We start from the raw sequence: 17,614 nt of genomic DNA on the forward strand, positions 1-17,614 counted from the left end.
ACGACAGATTGCGCGCAAATACGTCACTTGACGACTCAGTTCTGTATCGCATTCAGGGATTATTTCAAGGATTAAAACATAAATTATCTCTTCAGAATGAGAAATATACTTCCGCACCGAAATAGTCAGTAAGCTGGTCAGAATCGGAGTGCTCACTAATATTTCAGCACAAGATCCAACTCGATTCGCCGAGAAATCGGGATTTCGGCAGGTGTATCAAACTATCTATGAAAAACCTTCCAAGCGGAGGGGCGATCCCGACCCCCTTGCTCAACTATTGATATTCTGTGTAACAACGCCGGGGTGATGGCAATCCCACGGCAGGAGACTGAAGACGGCTTCGAGAAACAGCTTGGAGTGGATCACCTCGGCCATTTTGCACTGACCGGTCACTTGCTGGAGCTGCTCGTTAATAACGACGACAAAAGCTGTATTGTCACCCACTCCAGTGGCGCACCTGAGGCCGGCGAAATAGATTTTGATAATCTCCACGGTAAAGAATCACAGTAAGTGGGCGGCCTATGGGCAGAGTAAACTGGCTAACCTACTGTCTGCCTACGAATTACAGCGACGGTTTGAGCCAGCAGATATTACCGATATCATTAGTGTTGCCTGCCATCTCGGCTACGCGGCCACGAACCTGCAGTATCGTGGTTCGGAGCAATCGGGCTCACGACTTCGGTTGGCGATAATAAGGATCGCCAACGCTGTCGTCGCTCAGTCACCCGCAAAGGGTGTGTTGCCACTACTGTATTCAGCGACAGCTGCCGAGGTAACCGGTAGAGAGTACTACGGTTCGGACGGGTTCAAGAATATACGAGGCTATCCTACCGAGCAGACTTCTAACGATGCTTCATATGACGAAAAAACGCCGAAACGTTGTGGGAGACCAGTGTGGAATTGACTGACGTGAGCTACGCAAACACGCTTTGAGGTTTGCACCGAAGTCGGCGAGCGGACAACGATGCTGGTGGTATCTCGATGATCGATTAGCTTGCTTTCTTTGACTGATCGTCACATTGAGTCAGCCGGGATTATAGAATGGCAAGGTGAGTACACCCGGTTTTCGGTGAGGAACGAGTGTTCCGGGCGGTTCGGTCGGAATCGGGTGACGAACACGTAAATGATGAAACCGACATGGACGAGTGCATTCACGACACAATAGCATGGCCAGATATTCAACGTACTGGTGGGTTTCCGCTCCTCGACGTGGACGATGAACGAATGCTGTGTTTCTGCTTACTGGAGTACCGAACCCCATTGGCGGTGTTGTGGTCGGCGTTCACTTCATATCTATATTTCTATTAAGATGTAGTAGGACTGCTTCACTATCTTCGGCAAGTCTGAAGGAGATAACAGAGATGTCGCTCGGAAGTGTTTTTTATATCAGTGGCTTCATCATTCATATGTCATCCTCCATTGTTGCTGACCTACATTCACATACCACAGCCTCTGATGGTGCGCTCACAATTGAGGAAATCCCTACGGCTGCCACTGAGGCAGGCGTCAGCTGGGTTGCTACCACTGATCATGATTGTATCCACTCTGGAGTGGACAGCCCAATCACGACTATTGAGGGGGTCACTATCATCCGAGGGATCGAACTTCGTGTCCAGACGGATACCCAGCAAATCGACCTCTTGGGATATCGTGTTGAATCTACAGAAGAGCTCACAAACGAGATCGCGCGACTGCAAGAAAACCGAGTTAACCGTGCTCGAAAGATAATCACCCGTGTCGAGGCAGAGATTGAACTTTCGCTAGATATCGACCCAAGCTCTGGAATTGGACGACCGCACATTGCAACTGCCATTGCTGAAAGCGATGCGCCATACGATTACACAACGGCATTTGAGGAGCTCATTGGCGATGATTGCGACTGCTATTTTGCTAGAGATGTCACCGCGGTTGATCAGGGCATCAGACTCCTCAAAGACGCTTGTCCTGTCGTTGGATTAGCGCACCCGTTGCGGTACGATGATCCTGAATCCGCACTTGCGGTTACGGACAAACTTGATGCAGTCGAACGATACTATCCATACGGAACCGAGGTTAATACAAGCATAGTTGATCGTGCCATCGAGCGTAATAATCTACTCGTAACCGGTGGCAGTGATGCACACAACAAACGTCTTGGACAAGCTGGGCTATCCGAGTCACAGTTTGAGGAATTCAAGACGGAGCTCTACTCATGATCAACGCTGTTTGAACCCAGAGTGTCACAGCGCGTTCTGCTCTCGGTTCCCCCGGCCACAACGCTACACGATCAAAGCCAGCGGGAGGGTGTTTCGAGACAGTCGTACAGGCCGACGGTCTCGGTGAAATCGGTGACAGCTGAGATAGCGGGTTCGGACGGTCGCCGTTGGGGAAGTTCTGAAACAGCCGGGTTACACGCGAATACCCGTATGAACATTAAACACAGTCGTTCATAATACCGTTCATAGAAAGCGATTTACCACGCGAGTGAAACCCACAACTGTATGCCCCGCAACAGGCGATCGGCGAATCGGCGAACATTTGTTAAAACAGCGGGAGCGGCTGGCATCGTTGGCCTCGCAGGGTGTATGGGCGATAGCGAGGGCGGAGACGGCTCCAGTAATGATGTGGACGGCAACGGCGGGACGGTAGGCGATTCGGACGGCGGTCCGACCGAGGTCAGTTGGGTTATGAACCCCGCCGAAGAGGAGATCGATATTCAGGTTCAGTATCAGCCCCTCTTCGAGTACATCGAGTCCGAAGTCGATGTGGAGATCGTCGGTCAGCCGACAGCGAGCTATTCTGCGACGGTACAGGAGCTCCGGCGCGCGGCGGAAGGCGACCGGGTTCTCGCTGACACCTCCCCGGGCGCAGTAGCACAAATCGGCGACGAGATCGATGTCACCGGAATGCGGGTCGCGTTCGGCGCCGAGCAGTACTTCTCGCTCATCACTACAACGCCGGACAGTGAGATTGAGTCGCTGAGCGACCTCAAAGACGAGACTATCGCCTCCGGCGCGCCAACGTCCGTTTCGGGAACGTTGTTCCCGCTGTTGATGCTCAGAAATGCCGGCCTCGATATCGGTGGCGCACCAGGTACCAGTCCGGAGGACTTCGATCTCCGAACGTCTGACCATACGACCGCACGCGAACAGATGATCGGAAACGACTTGATCGCCGCGGCAGCGACCGGCGCGTTCTCGACAGCGGCACATGTTCCCCAAGAACAGTTCGACGAGATGTCACAGGACTTCGTTGATATTTCGGCGGAGTACGCTGGGGCCGGCGAGCGCGACCCTGAGCTCCAACTGCTCAGTGTTTCCAATCCGATCCCACGTGCCCCGATCGTGGACAACGCAGACTGGGACGAACCACTCAAAACGGAGATACGCGAGACAATAATCAACGCGCCTGACGAGGCGTACGCGTACGAATCCGAGGCCGACATTGCGGAGGCGCTCAACATCGATCCGGAGCTACTTGAGCGGGACGAGGAGAACCTCTCCGACAGCGAGCTCTCAGATGTCCAGCTGGTTCAGGATCACGGCCTCTGGTTCAGTGGCGTTGTTGAGGCGACCCGCGAGGACTACGACCCCGTGGTTGAGCTCGGTCAGGCACTTGGACTCGACTGGGGCGACCTGTAAGCGGCTTCGGTCCTTCGTTACTCCTCATGAGCTATCTCAAAGTAGACGGTATTACGAAGCGATTCGGCGATGTTGTCGCGCTAAACGACGTGTCATTCGAGGTTCCAGCCGGTGAGTTCGTCATCGTCCTCGGCGTCTCTGGCTCCGGGAAGTCGACGCTTCTCCGGACGATGAGCGGACTGCTCTCGCCGACGGAGGGAGAAATTCAGATCGACGGCCAGCCGATGATCACACCCCGACCGGAAGTGGCGATGATCTTTCAACAACACAACATCATCGACGACATGTCCGCGTATTCGAACGCCCTCTCGGGCGGCATCAACGAGTTTGGATTCCTCTCAAGCGTGCTCCAGCTACAGGACGAATCCGAGAAACATCGCGCCCTCGACGCGTTGGACACGGTTGGACTGCTCAGCGAAGCCGAACAGAAGGCTCGCCGAATGAGCGGCGGGCAACAGCAGCGCGTCGGGATTGCCCGCGCGTTAGTTCAGCGACCGAACGTGCTTCTCGCCGACGAGCCGGTCGCAAGCCTTGACCCGGGAAGCGCACAGGACGTGATGGGATATCTCCGTAGCGCATCCAAGGAACGCGATCTGACGACATTTTGTAGCCTCCATCAAGTGAACATCGCACGAAAGTTCGGACACCGATTTATCGGGCTGAGAAACGGAAAAAAGGTGTTCGACGGCTACCGGGACGAACTGACGATCGATGTGATCGACGACCTCTACGGCGACATCGATACCGAGGGGATGTTTGTGAGCGGCAGCGGCGACACCAGAGGCACGGTCGACGATGCGCCGACAACCCAACCCGAACAGAGCTGATCTATACGTGACAACAGACACGACTGAATCCGACAAAACACGTGGTTCTGATCCGGCCCCTGAAGTAACTAATGTTTCGGATCGAATCGTCGAACAGTTCGAGAGCATCAAGCGAACGCGGCGACGACGAGCATTGGGGTGGACCGGCCTCCTCGGTTTCATCATATTTGTGACGATCCAGGCGTTCGCCGCAACCGAGCTTCTCGACCCTGACGCGCGGATCGGGACGCTTCTTGCGTCGCTAAACGAGTTCTTCCCGATCACGTACTATTTTGATGTCATCCCGTTTCTTGACTTCGGACGGTACATCTCGTTCATCCGCGACGCGAACCTGCTGTACGACCCCGAGATCGGCAGGCTTCTCTTCCAGTTGCCGCCGAGCGCGACCGACGTGTACGCGTTCTTCTTTACCGAGTTCGGGATCTTTCAGATCTTCGGCGAGGCGGGTATAACGCTCGCGATGGGGTTTGTCGGAACCGTCGTCGGTTTCCCGTTCGCGCTGGTGTTTGGTACCCTCGGCTCGGGACGCGTCACCCCGTTCCCGTTCAATTTTATTTTCCGCGGGACGATGTCGTTCATCCGAGCGGTTCCGGCGATCGTCTGGACGCTTATTTTCATCCCGTTTCTCGGGCTCGGTCCCGCCTCCGCGGCGCTGGCGATCGCGTTTGACACGATAGGAAACCTTGGGCGGTTGTTCGTCGACGAGCTTGAAGAAATTGAAGAGGGTCCGGTGGAGGCGATACGGACGACCGGTGCGAACAAACCGCAGATCGTGTTCTTCGGCATGTTGAGTCAGGTCCGAACCGCGTTCATCGGCTGGACGCTGTACGTTCTTGAGATTAATGTCCGAATCGCCGTCACCGTCGGGGTCATCGGCGCAGGTGGGCTTGGGTTTGTTGTGACCGCTCAACAAAATCTGCTTCAATTCACAAATATGATGGCGACGCTCATATCTATTTTCCTCCTCATCATCTCCGTTGAACTGTTCAGCCAGCGGCTCCGGTCGCGGCTCCGTTCCGACGACGTGAAGATGGGACTCTGGGAACTCATCACCGGGTTCCCGCGCCGCATGGCCACATCCGCGTTAAAATAGTGGTGTTGACCGCTGGAAACAGGCAAACGGACAAACAACCCAGAGTTCACCTCGGGGAGTATAGTCTATCACAGGGGGAGTACCACGTTCTACCGGAACAAAATCTCGCTTCCAACGGTCAACGGACAAGTTGAATGTGATCGTGAACGTCCAGCAGACAGTCCAACGCCATACGAGGAATCCGTTCTTCTGTGCGCCCACGAGTTTTGAACGAGTACACTCCAGTACGACCACGCAATCGGCGAGTTCTGCGTCCACCTCAAAACACCGAAAGAATGCATAGCCGGTGAAGCTGTTGGAATCGAAGGTTTAGATCACACCGAATACCAGACGCTCTTCGGGATCAACCTCGGTGTGAACGGTCTTGCCGTTTCGGCAACGGGCACGTTCTGGAGTGGCGACGAGTGCGGCCACCGGATCTATGAGTTCGAGAAGCGTCAGATGGGGATACAACAGCGTGGCACACAAGCCGCTGATAATGCTGTGTTTCGACCTCGGAAATAAAAACGAGCACGGCGAAAACAGTATCTCCACACAGTCGCCAGCGAGACCGCTGGGGGGTGGCTGCCCACAAATGCGACGTGACTGTATTCAAAGATTCAGTCGATCACATCGAGAGGTCGTAGTTGGAAAGCAGGTTGCTAATCACCAGACAGCGGAGGGTTGGACATTATGTGTCAGATATCATAGTTGGTCGAATGTAAGATAGTATTTCCCATATCGTGTTTAAATTGAACAAACTACAATTTAGACGGTATAATTACACCTCAGAGATTGTGATTTAAACTTCGAATTAATTTATATAATTTGTCGTATGAAAAATGTCGGAGTAGAGTGATTCAGACTGCTGTTTTCGAATGAGAGAACTGCTATCCAACTACGGAGAGGTCCACCACTGTCGATAGCGGATGTTGAATCGGTGGGTTCGGTGACTATCTGATCGTCGGGATGTCGTGAACAAGATCTTTTATCCTCGACAGTCGCTGTCGGCGGCGATCTGCCGCCGACGCGACAGTGTCGCCACTCAATAGGGTCGCCGATTCTGGCGACAGCTATCGGAAGAACCGCTCGTCCAGTGCTTGATTCGCTGGAACGGATCGACGAGCGCCAAGCACTGTCCACGCTGCGCGGAGTACCATCTCGCAGAATTCGATGAACGACCACTCCCAGAGGTGGCGGCCGCCGCGTCGCGGCGCCGCCACGTACTTCCAGTGAAGATATCGCCAGCTGTTCTGATAATGTCTAAGATAAATCTTTACCGGTTAAATACGTCCAGATATTCGGTTCGTCAATTGTAGCTAACCCACGTCGGAGATAATCTTTCAGCGTAGAAGTAGTTGGATAGCAGGTTACTAATCGCCAGACAGCGAAGGGACACATTTTATTTGTCAGATATCATAGCTGGCCGAATGTAAGATAGTATTACCAATATTGAGTTAAGATTGAACGAACATCAATTTAGGTGGTATAATTACACCTCAGAGATCATGATTTAAACAACGAATATAGTTATATAATTTATCGAATGAAAAATGCCGAACTAGAGCGGCTCAAGCTGCTGTTTTCGAATGAGAGAACTGCTATCCAACTACCAGCGTAGAAAGGTCAGGGACAAGACGGTACTTGAACCACTCAAGCAGTTGATCCCAGCAACCCTCAACGGCGTTTAATTCGGGAAGCTTTGGCGGAAAATACCAAACTTCGACTTCATCTCCATGGACACACGAGACCGAACTGTCTCCGACAGTTTCGGTCTCTCTTGTACCACTGACGTGTTCCCAGAGATCCTTCGTGTAGAAGTAGGTTGCTCGATCCAGAAACACGACTAATTCCTCGCCAAAACGTTCCTTCAACGCTTCTAACAATCGAATACCGTGATCCGCGTTAAGATTTTCCTCTGTCCAGCAAAAGAAGCTGTCACCGTCGTTGGTGACAGCACCCAGTACTGTCACAGACTTCCAAGATGTGCTGACCTCAATTGTCGGATTTGAGCCAATCGGATACCACCCATTGCGCTGTACGGTTCCAACGCGCTTTGTAAACTGATCGACGACAGCAACGGTCTTTTCACTCAATTCAGGGTGTTTTTTTCGACTGTGTTTTCAAATTCAGCCTTCTTTTCTGGATCAGCTTCATGATGTTGCGGCCGTGCTGTCCGCAAGGACAGCCCGGCCTGTTTTAGCAGCTCGTACGCGTACATTTCGTGGTACTCAACGCCATATTCTTCTTTGATATGATGGAGCAGCAATTTGCGTGACCATGCTTGATGATCATAACCGAGTTCAGTCGGTGCTTGCTGCAGTTCTTCAAACAGCTGCTCACGCTCTTCACCCCCAATTTTTGCTGGGCCTCCTGGTCGAGGTTCGTCGTAAGGTGCCTCGTGTAACGGCTGTTCTTTGAACCGATCTAGCCAATTGCGGATCGTTTTCTCAACGACACCGTGCCGAGAGGCGAGCGTATGCAGGTAATCGCCCTGCCTGCGACCAATTGCCGCGAGAACGCGTTCTCGCGGCTTCCCATCGGCCGTTTGCTCCTTCAATTCGTGGAGCTCGTCAAGCGTGATACCATCAAGCCGACCCATGGCCTATGTAACGCCATTTATTGGTAAATAACTTGCTTAAACATTATGAAGGACGAGACTCACAACAAACAGCAGCAGCCGCAACCCAGCGTCACGAGAACTGGTCATAGCGAGGCTCTGCTTGGCTAATCGATAGCTCGATTCGATGCCAAACCGCTTGCTGTAGTGGTGTCTGGCATCGCGTGGTGTATCGATGAACGGCGCGTCAGCGGCGTAGCCGTGACGCGCCACTCCATTTTCGTCGTATCGTCCTCGCTGGTAGACACAGTCAATGAACACAGGGAACGTTACCTTCCCGGTGAGTCCGTGCTCAATCTCACGGCTCCAGCCGCTGTTAAGCTCATCTTGAATCGTTTCGCCCCACTTGATGATCGGAACGACATAGGCGTAGTTGTAGGCGTACAGCAGATTGAGACAAGTGCTGTTGTAGAAGCCCCGGTCGAGATAGACGGCCTTGACGCTGAGGTCAAGGCCATCAAGCAGTTCAAGGAACTCACCGAGTGCATCACCGGTGGTTTCGCCAGCGGTCAGCTGGCGAACCGCCAGGGTATAGCGTTTGTTTCGAACTCGGACGTAGAGGGTCGCATAGGCGTGAAATGACGTGGTACCGCGTTTCGCTTGTGAGGAGTACAGCGTCTCTGTTTCCTCCTCGTTACCGTAGTAGGGATCAAGGTGGAGGTCGGCACAGACCTCCACCGGTCGATCAGGCAGCGTCTCAACCGTATCTCGCTGGAGGAGTGTATCTCCAACCGATTCAACAGCGTTAAGATCGAATTGATCGGTGAGATATCCACGGACGGTATTGGCGTGGGGCGATTCATCGGTCTTCTCGCAGATGTGGTTGATCGAGGTTCCGCCGGTGCTGGCGCCGGCGAGAACCTCGTAGAGTTCCTCCGTCGTGGTATCAACGTTCTCTCCGAGATCAATCGGAAGTTCCTCTTCGAGGTTGTTGATCATAAAATTAAGCAGATGTTCTTCCTTTAGCTCGTTGTCAGCTCGGGGTGTTTGCACAGCTTCTCCGAGCGGACACTTCTACTAACCCGATGTGATCGACTGAGATTTGATTACCATCCGAGAGCGGCTATCCCACGCTGACTGGGCTCATATCCGGGCACTTTGCCGTCTTGTCGAGTACGTCAGATCCAAACGACCAGATCATAATGTAACTACTGAACAGGTTGCCCCCGGCTACACCAGCCAGCGGTGTTCTCACATTGACTGTTGATTTAGACACGAAAACAACCGGGATAGCGAGCAGTTCCGGTGTCCCAACTGTAGGTATGAGGTGCACGCGAAGCACAGTAGCGGAAAAACGTTGGATTACGGACGTACACAAGGAGAAACCCTCGCGCTTTAGCGCGGGGAAAGTCTCAACGTACCTGTGACGGCGATAACACAGCCTGTGTTCCTTGTCCACGTCTGGGAGCGCAAACGCACCAGTAAGCGTGAATATAACTGGTGGAATGCTGAACGGCGACCGCTGTCGGCCACCTCTGGAGAACCGATCACCTGTAGTCTGGGTTTGCTGACGGCTGATTGAATCAAGTTAGGATCAGGGAGGACACACCCTAAAAAATGTAGTTATCTATCTTTAATCAAAGAAATCCGGCTAAACGGGACAAAATTGCTCTGGGGGCAACAACAAAACCGAGCCCGTGTCAGCTCCTGCAGTCGAAGTTATTTTGCCTTGGTGATCCGACGTACTGACAGGTCCCAGTGGGCCGGAACCAAGCATGACTGGAGATCACGGCGACATCGACAGGCGAGACCAGCCGGTCATGACCGAGCGGGCCGACGCCACGAAAACTACCGAGCCCTGGCTGGTCGTCCTCTGTGGACTTCCGGGTGTAGGGAAATCCACCGTCGCGGAGTTCGTCGCCAAACGGTTGGGCGCAAAACGGCTTCGAACCGATGTGATCCGCAAAGATCTGTACGACGATCCCCAGTACACCGACAGAGAGATCGAACGGGTCTACCGCGAACTATTTGACCGCACTGAATCCGCGCTCAAAGCGGGTGACCCCATCGTTCTTGACGGCACGTTCGCCAAACGGGGGCACCGACGCACAGCTAAAGCGATTGCTACGGGGGTAGGTGCAGGGTTTCGCTTGCTCGAAGTCGTCTGTGAGCGCCCGGTTGCCGAAGCGCGGATCGCCGACCGCAGGGATGGAATGAGCGACGCTGACATCGAGGTCTACCGTGAGTTCCGCGAAGAGTTTCACCCGATCGAAATGTACCACGTCGCGATCGACAACTCCGGCTCGCAGGCGGAGACACGCGAACAGGTCGCACGGACGTTTTTCGATCGCTAGACGATCCCCAGCACGCCACGGGCAGCCTGCCCGACCGACTCGGTCTGTTCGTCAGGACAGTAGACGCCAAGTCGCCAGCGGGCACGTTCTGCCAGCCGGATTCCTCCAACCAGCTCGGAGGCGTCCTCGAGCCGTTGGACGCCATCCCCGGCGACGACACTGGTCGATGACTCCTTGAGCCGTGGCCGATCCGGAATGTCGACGATCACGTCGGTCGGATCAACCCCTGCCGCGTCAGCGATCTCCCGTTCCGCCCGCCGTTGTTCCTCGTAGCCCACATCGACAGTGCCCGGTGGGACATCCTCGATTCCCGTCCAGACCGCACGCTTGTACAGATCGCGGTGTTCCAAACGGTGTCCAAACACGGAGACATGCTCGGCCAGTGCAACGAGCAGGTCGTGGTCAGCCATCCGGCGGAACGACTCAATACCCACATCGGTTCGGTTCAGATATCGCTCACAGGCGCGGTCTAGCATTGCCCCGGCGATCCGGGAGACGTGGTGTCGGTAGACAACGGCGTTCATTAACGCGCGTGAGAACAGCATCGATTCAGCTGTCGCGACGTTGCCCTCACTAAGGACGAGTTGGTCGTTCTCCAGACGGAGTTCACGAATAAGCCGACTGTGATCGATCGCCCCATACGGCACGCCGGTATGATGAGCGTCGCGGGTGAGATAATCCATCCGGTCGACATCGAGTTCACCCGAGACGAGTGCGCCGAGCCGTCCCTCGCCTGCGACGAGGTCGGCGACACGCCCGGGGTCGAGTCCGAACTGTTCCAGGGTCTGACAGACTGGTCGATTGGGATCGGTCAGCAGCCAGTGGATCTCATCGTGATCGGTGCCTGTCCGCCGGTAAATCACATCCTCAGTCTGGTGGCCGTATGGCCCATGCCCAGCGTCGTGGAGGAGTGCGGCGGCCCGGAGGTGTGCCGCGGTGGAGGTGTCGATGTCGAGATGGTTGACAGCAGTGTCAGCAAGATGGTAGACGCCGAGGCTGTGTTCAAACCGGGTATGATTGGCAGCGGGGTATACCAGTCGGACTGTTGAGAGTTGTTTGACGTTGCGAAGCCGCTGGACGGTCGGTGTGTCGATCAGGGCTTCGGCAGCTCGATTAAGCGCGATGTAATCGTGAACGCTGTCCTTAATCGGTTTCATTATATCGGAGACGGCCCCCCGGCGCAACTCGGTTTCGATCGGGTTCGAGTTGTTACACTCCGGTCTGTGTTCAAGCCAACCCGTTGGTCTGGCAGTTGAGTCTACAGGCGATCAGGGGCTTTCGCCGCTAAAGCGAGTCACGTCGATATCAGTAGGAAATGAGTCAAAATATTGTCTCTGTCAGGGATAAGCGTGCCATCGGCAGGTGAACTGCCGCGGTATCGTGTTTGTGACTGATGGCAGGCTCGTTGCCGACTGGGTCACAGAGAGCGACATCCAGTTTCTTCCAGAAGCCCTTGATGGAGATTTTCGGTTCCTTCAACCAGTTCGGGCTTACGCTGCTGGGGTTCGGAAAAATGAACAGCAGGCTCAATACTGCTAGCAAGACAGTATATATCCGAATTTTACTAAATCTGCTGGTAGAGACCTTCTAATCAAGAAATGATTCAAGCAGCAGCTCGTGAATTTCGGGTATTTACCGGCTGACACGGCGAATACCACGGGGATTGACCCCGAGGCGGTTCACCACGGTCAACGTTGGCGACATGCTCACGATCGGTTCCAACGCGGAAGAGTAATTCAATTTTTGATTATATAAAATTTCATGTTCTTACATTACAGAAATATACTTGTTTCACAAGTTCCTTGGGTAAATATGGGAAATTCTAGGACAGATAGAAAAAATATTATAGAAAACATATATAATTACATCCTTGCGAATAACTGCACCACTGGTGACCAGATAATAATAAACAGTAGGGTATATCGTTGTGAGTGAGCCGTTGTTGACGATAGCGGCCGGACTACCGCTCATCGCTGCGGTGGTGCTTCTTGTTGGTGCGCTCTGGCCAGCAACAAAGGCGATGCCGGTTGTGTGGGTGATTGCTGTGGTCATAGCGGCTACAGCTTGGCAGCTTCCGGTTCGGTGGATCGCGGCAGCGACGATGTGGGGAGTGTTGCTCGCCACTGAAATACTCTGGATCGTATTCGGGGCGTTGGTGTTGCTGTATACGCTGCAACGAGCTGGCGCAATAGCACATATCGCCTCAGGGTTTGCTTCGATTAGCAGCGATCACCGCGTTCAGACGATTCTTATTGGTTTCTTTTTGACAACGTTTCTTACGGGCGTTGCCGGATTTGGTACCCCTGCAGCCATCGTTGCACCACTGCTTGTCAGTCTTGGTTTTCCGGCGCTGGCAGCTGTCATCGTTGCGCTCCTAGGACACGCGATCGCAACAACATTTGGTGCTGTCGGCGTTCCGATCCGGCCGGGGGTAGCCGACGCGATCGGGTCTATCACAGGGGTTTCTGCTACCGAGGCGACAGCATTTGCTGCCGATGTTAGCGGTCTTGCTGCCGCTTACCATCTTCTCCCGGGATTGTGTATTCCGCTTGTTACGGTCTCTATGCTCGTGTACTTTTTCGGTGATGTCACTGACCGGTCGCTTGCGGCAGTACGACCAATTATGCCGCTCGCGTTATTTGCTGGAGTAGCATTTATTATTCCGTTTGTCGCAGCGGCAGTACTCATCGGCCCGGAGTTTCCGTCTATCATTGCACCAATGATCGGCGGCGGTGTGACTGTTGCGGCGCTTAGACGTGGGATGTTCCATCCTGAAGACGAATGGCGACTTCCTGAGCCGGAGGCATGGCCAGATGCGTGGAAGACTTCAGTAGATAGCGGTCGCCCGGCTGCTTCCGGTTCAGGCGTTGCTACTGATGGCGGCGCGTCTATGTCGCTGGTGCGCGCATGGCTTCCATACCTGATCCTTGTCGTTCTTCTTATTGTAACGCGTACTTTCACTCCAATCGGAGCGATTCTTACAGATATCACACTGTTTGCGCCGGTTTGGAGTGACATATTCGGAACGACGATCACAAACGGTGTTGAGTGGGCGTTTGCTCCGGGTACATGGCTTATACTCACCGCACTCGCTGCGATTCCATTGTACGGACTCTCTGGTGGCGATGTCAGACAAGCGTTGGGCGACGCCAAGACCACCGTTGCCGACCCTGCCGTGGCACTCGTGTTTATTATCGGTACCGTTGGTATCCTGCTTCACTCAGGCCAGTATCCAGGTGCGCCCGGTGAAACAAGCATGATGCTTACTCTCGCCAACGGAATAGGAGGCACGCTCAATGGGGTATATAGCTTAGTAGTCGCGCCAATCGGCGTAATTGGAACATTTGTCACCGGTTCTGTTATGGTCTCGAACGTTACGTTCAGTGCCTTACAGTACGAGTTAGCTGGTGAACTGTCACTCAGCCAGACACACGTGATCGCCGCACAGGCTGCTGCGGGAGGCATGGGCAATGCCATTTCGGTTCACAATGTAATCGCAGCACTCGCCACTGTCGGCCTTGTTGGCGAGGAAGGGAAGGTAATTAGACTGAATCTAATCCCGGTCGTAGCATACACGCTCGTCGTTGCTATCTTACTTACAATTACTGCTACAATCGGATAACATCAGTTGTTGCTAATATAATAATTTCTATCGAAAAGCCAACTGTGACCGATCAACCGTTGCTAGTTTCGATTTCTGATAGATCATCGAAGCTGAACGCTGATGGCTCAGTTGATTGCGTTACTTCGCCGCTGGGATGCTGAGCGACAGCAATTGAGCCTGCTTCGTGAGCGAGAGCAAACCGCCGGATAGGATCGGCATCAGTGTAGTTGTCCGGAGCGTCGATATTGACACGGTCGGCCATGCTGCTGGTTTGGAGACAGACCCATCCGGCCAAAACAAGAGCTACTTTTGTGGCATGTTCATCTTAGTCGGAGGATGTCATCAGGGGCAATGGCGACCTATCGGGCGCAGAGTTCGCCGTCGACCGACGGGAATGGAACGGTTATGACTCTACAAGCTGATATTGATCGTTTTGGTCTGGGTGTAGTGGTCAACAGCCTCTTTACCGATCTCGCGACCGATCCCTGACTGTTTGTACCCACCGAACGGCTGGCCCGCAGGGAAGTCGTTGTACGTGTTGACCCAGATATGGCCCGCCTCGATATCCTTCGCACACTGATGAGCCCTCGTGAGATCCTCAGTAAGGATTCCGGCAGCAAGGCCGTAATCGACATCGTTGGCCAACTCAATCATCGTCTCGTACTCACTCCAAGTGAAGACCTCCTGAACGGGTCCAAAGATCTCCTCCTGAACCGGCTTGGAGTCGTGATCGATTTCGTCGATCAGCGTCGGCGCAACAAAACAGCCGTCCGAGAGTGCCTCGTCGTCGGGTTGACTCCCACCGGTAACGAAGGCCGCACCCTCTTGATCGGCCTCCTCAATGTAGCTCATCGTTCGTTCGACTTGTTCGGTGGTCACCTTCGGGCCGAGGTCTGTTGAGTCAAGCAGGGGGTCATCGACATTCAATGCCTCGGCTGCAGCGGCCAGTTCGTCAAGGAACTCAGCTTTGATGTCTTCGTGGACGAAGAGCCGTGATCCAGCACAACAGCACTCGCCGGTATTGAAGAAAATCGCTGTGATTGTCGTTTCGACGGCTTGTTCGAGGTTGGCGTCAGGGAACACGACAAGCGGGCTTTTACCGCCAAGTTCAAGCGTAACATCGGTAATATTGTCAGCCGCGCTTTTCATCACCTTGCTTCCAACCGCGGTCGATCCAGTAAATGCCAACTTCCGAATCTGGCCATGTTCTGACAGGGGTTCGCCAGCGTCTGAACCAAACCCGGTGACGATGTTGACGACACCATCAGGGATCACGTCGTTGGTCTCTTCCAGCAGCTTGAGAATCGACAGCGGCGTTTCCTCAGCCGGTTTGAGAACGACACTGTTTCCGGCCGACAGCGCAGGGCCAAGCTTCCATGCAGCCATCAAGAGTGGAAAGTTCCATGGAATTATCTGGCCGACGACACCGTAGGGCTCCTCGATTGTCTGGCCGTGGCGGCTGTCGTCGGTGTCGACCGTCCGACCATCATGTGAGCGGGCGATTCCCGCAAAATAACGGAAGTGGTCGATGACAAGCTCAATGTCGATACGCGCCTCAGTAATCGGTTTTCCGTTATCAAGAGATTCCAGTCGGGCAAACTCTTCATCTTTGGCCTCAATGCGGTCGGCGATGGCCTCAAGCATCGCCTGCCGTTCAGCGGCCGAGAAGCCACTATATCTCTCGTCATAGGCCTCCCACGCTGCGTCAATAGCACGATCGATATCGTCAGCGACGCCGGCCTGCACCTCAGCAAGCCTCTCACCGGTGGTTGGGTCGGTTGTCTCAAAGGTCTCACCAGAAGCACTCGGCACCCACTCGCCGCCGATATACAGTTCCCGATGTTCTGGGAGAACTTCGCTTGCAGCCTGTTCGTGCCGCTTTTTGATCGCAGATTTACGTTCGGAGGGAGTCTGTGGTGTGTCATCTACTGACATAGCAACAACTGCTACACATTAATTATGATTAAACGTTAGGATTATTCAACAGTCAGTAGCCAAGAGTATCACAGGCCAGTTGCTCGGGTCTGAATCACCCGACGAGCCTAATGGGCTTCGGTGATGTAGTTCATGATTGTAGTTCATACACCCGCACTGGCCGACCACCGTCGTCAACGGTCTGGACGCCACTGCCGTCAGGTGGAATAATCCGAGACGTGGCTAACCAACTCCCTACAGCGTACTGTAGAATTGTTGGTTAGCTCACTACAGATGGTTCTGAGTCCTCTGAGTGAGCAACTCAGCTGTCAGAGCATCGAAATTGATACTAGTTGCCATGCAAGATAGAAGGCACAGGTCGGTTACTCAACGATGGTTCGGAGCGTCTCCTCAGTTAGCAGCGTCGTAACGCTGAGTGCCTCGATTGTCATCCAGCCGAGAAAACCCACGTACATCGCGAGGAGTACGTATCCCTCCTTGGTGGAGAGTTCGAAGTCCGTCGCAGCTAAGACCACAACGACGAGGGTGGTGTAAAACAAGAATAACAACAACGGCACGGATGTTAGAAAGCCGATGGAGACACCGCCGGCGAGGATGATACCGATGGGCAATGCCGCGACAAGATTGAACGTGTTCGTCCCGAAGACGTTCGCAACCGCCGCCCGCTGGTCGCCGGCCTCACCCATCTTCACGCCGACAAGCAGGTCGGGAAACGAACTCATTGCCGACAACACAGTCACGGAGATCAGGAAGGGCGGCGCGTTGAGCGCGTCCGAGATCTGTACCGTCATACTGACCATTGACTCAACACCGACAAGCACAATCACCAACCCGGCCGCGAACAGTCCCACCTGCTTTGGAACATTTGTCGACTCTGTTTTCCTTTGCGCTGATGTGCCGCTCTTGCCACCGACCAATAAGACGACGTACACGCCGTACAACACCAGCAGGCCGACACCCATCTGCGGGGTGATCTGTGCGCGTTGCTGTCCGGCGGTTCCGAGAACGCCGAGCGCGATCACGCCGAAGAGGGCGAGAACGGCGACTGTATAGAAGATGGCGTCGCGATAGACGATCCCCTGTGTCGTCGTTGTGTCGCCGCTAGTAATAGTGACGGCACTCGGGATAACCAGGATATTGAACACCGCCGTCCCAATGAGTGCGCCGGCACCGACGCCAAAATCGTCGAGTACAAGCACTGAAATAACGATAATGGCGAGTTCAGGGAATGATGTCGCGGCCGCGACGATAAGTCCACCCTGGACGGCTTGGGAGACGCCGAGGTGGTCGCTGATCTTTGAGGTCGTCGACTCGACGATATTTGCGCCCCTCCAAGTCAGCAGGAACCCAATCGTGCCAATCACGATCCAAACGGCTAGCGACTGATCCCCGATGAGTTCCTGAACTATTGTCACGTCATGGTTCTGTGTCTGGGGGTGATTATTGCTTTCGAAGGGCGAGAGCACATCGCTGCCGATTCAGGATGCTCCGTTCTCTCATCGGAATTCATATACTAAAATTAAAACGCAAGTCTAACACATCAGGTAGCAGACTTACCGGTATTCGGCCGTTGAGTCCGTTCATAGTAATCTGCGATGAAGATCATTCCGAGCATCAAAAATCCGACTGACGTGACTATCTC

At 54.0% G+C, this 17,614-nt stretch carries 11 protein-coding genes and 3 pseudogenes; 7 read left to right on the forward strand and 7 right to left on the reverse strand.

Features of this window, described 5'->3' with window-relative positions; all coding sequences use genetic code 11:
- Nucleotides 1-258: 258 nt before the first annotated feature.
- The 5 genes and pseudogenes from DP106_RS16565 to phnE all read left to right on the forward strand — a co-directional run.
- Nucleotides 259-933: pseudogene (locus DP106_RS16565) on the forward strand (short-chain dehydrogenase); the annotation flags it as partial.
- A 473-nt stretch (nt 934-1,406) separates the two neighbouring features.
- Nucleotides 1,407-2,195, forward strand: a complete 789-nt coding sequence (locus DP106_RS11840; protein WP_120085632.1) for a PHP domain-containing protein — start codon at nt 1,407-1,409, stop codon at nt 2,193-2,195.
- A gap of 285 nt (nt 2,196-2,480) precedes the next feature.
- Nucleotides 2,481-3,620 carry a PhnD/SsuA/transferrin family substrate-binding protein gene (locus tag DP106_RS11845; RefSeq protein WP_120085553.1) on the forward strand — a complete coding sequence of 380 codons (1,140 nt, stop codon included), beginning with the start codon at nt 2,481-2,483 and terminating at the stop codon, nt 3,618-3,620.
- Nucleotides 3,621-3,646: 26 nt separating this feature from the next.
- Nucleotides 3,647-4,447 (forward strand): phosphonate ABC transporter ATP-binding protein, encoded by an 801-nt coding sequence (locus DP106_RS11850; protein ID WP_120085555.1) that lies wholly within the window; start codon nt 3,647-3,649, stop codon nt 4,445-4,447.
- 7 nt (nt 4,448-4,454) lie between these two features.
- The gene (phnE, locus tag DP106_RS11855) at nt 4,455-5,540 is read left to right on the forward strand and encodes a phosphonate ABC transporter, permease protein PhnE (protein ID WP_205738935.1); all 1,086 of its coding nucleotides are present in this window, start codon (nt 4,455-4,457) and stop codon (nt 5,538-5,540) included.
- 1,052 nt (nt 5,541-6,592) lie between these two features.
- Here phnE and DP106_RS11860 read toward each other — a convergent pair.
- From DP106_RS11860 to DP106_RS11875, 4 genes and pseudogenes are all read right to left on the reverse strand, one after another.
- Nucleotides 6,593-6,775: pseudogene (locus DP106_RS11860) on the reverse strand (ISH3 family transposase); the annotation flags it as partial.
- A 345-nt stretch (nt 6,776-7,120) separates the two neighbouring features.
- Complete coding sequence (locus DP106_RS11865) at nt 7,121-7,615, reverse strand: transposase (protein ID WP_120085558.1); 495 nt, start codon at nt 7,613-7,615, stop codon at nt 7,121-7,123.
- On the reverse strand, nt 7,612-8,121 hold the full coding sequence (locus tag DP106_RS11870) for a winged helix-turn-helix domain-containing protein (protein WP_120085560.1): 510 nt from the start codon (nt 8,119-8,121) through the stop codon (nt 7,612-7,614). Before DP106_RS11870 ends, DP106_RS11865 begins: the two co-directional genes overlap by 4 nt.
- Before the next feature lie 39 nt (nt 8,122-8,160).
- A pseudogene (locus DP106_RS11875) lies at nt 8,161-9,078 on the reverse strand (ISH3 family transposase); the annotation flags it as partial.
- Between the two features lie 776 nt (nt 9,079-9,854).
- On the opposite strand from DP106_RS11875, the gene DP106_RS11880 reads away from it, so the two are divergent.
- Complete coding sequence (locus DP106_RS11880) at nt 9,855-10,433, forward strand: AAA family ATPase (RefSeq protein ID WP_120085562.1); 579 nt, start codon at nt 9,855-9,857, stop codon at nt 10,431-10,433.
- On the opposite strand, the gene DP106_RS11885 is transcribed toward DP106_RS11880, so the two are convergent.
- Nucleotides 10,430-11,590: an HD domain-containing protein gene (locus DP106_RS11885; RefSeq protein ID WP_120085564.1), complete on the reverse strand. Its 1,161-nt coding sequence runs from the start codon at nt 11,588-11,590 to the stop codon at nt 10,430-10,432. The genes DP106_RS11880 and DP106_RS11885 overlap by 4 nt on opposite strands.
- 770 nt (nt 11,591-12,360) lie before the next feature.
- On the opposite strand from DP106_RS11885, the gene DP106_RS11895 reads away from it, so the two are divergent.
- Nucleotides 12,361-14,055: an L-lactate permease gene (locus DP106_RS11895; RefSeq protein ID WP_120085568.1), complete on the forward strand. Its 1,695-nt coding sequence runs from the start codon at nt 12,361-12,363 to the stop codon at nt 14,053-14,055.
- Nucleotides 14,056-14,448: 393 nt separating this feature from the next.
- On the opposite strand, the gene DP106_RS11905 is transcribed toward DP106_RS11895, so the two are convergent.
- The gene (locus DP106_RS11905; protein WP_120085570.1) at nt 14,449-15,972 is read right to left on the reverse strand and encodes an aldehyde dehydrogenase family protein; all 1,524 of its coding nucleotides are present in this window, start codon (nt 15,970-15,972) and stop codon (nt 14,449-14,451) included.
- Nucleotides 15,973-16,334: 362 nt separating this feature from the next.
- Entirely contained in the window at nt 16,335-17,387 is a 1,053-nt protein-coding gene (locus DP106_RS11910; RefSeq protein WP_120085634.1) for a sodium:calcium antiporter, read from the reverse strand.
- Between the last annotated feature and the right edge of the window lie 227 nt (nt 17,388-17,614).

The sequence above is a fragment of the Halonotius pteroides genome (assembly GCF_003605635.1).
GTDB lineage: Archaea > Halobacteriota > Halobacteria > Halobacteriales > Haloferacaceae > Halonotius > Halonotius pteroides.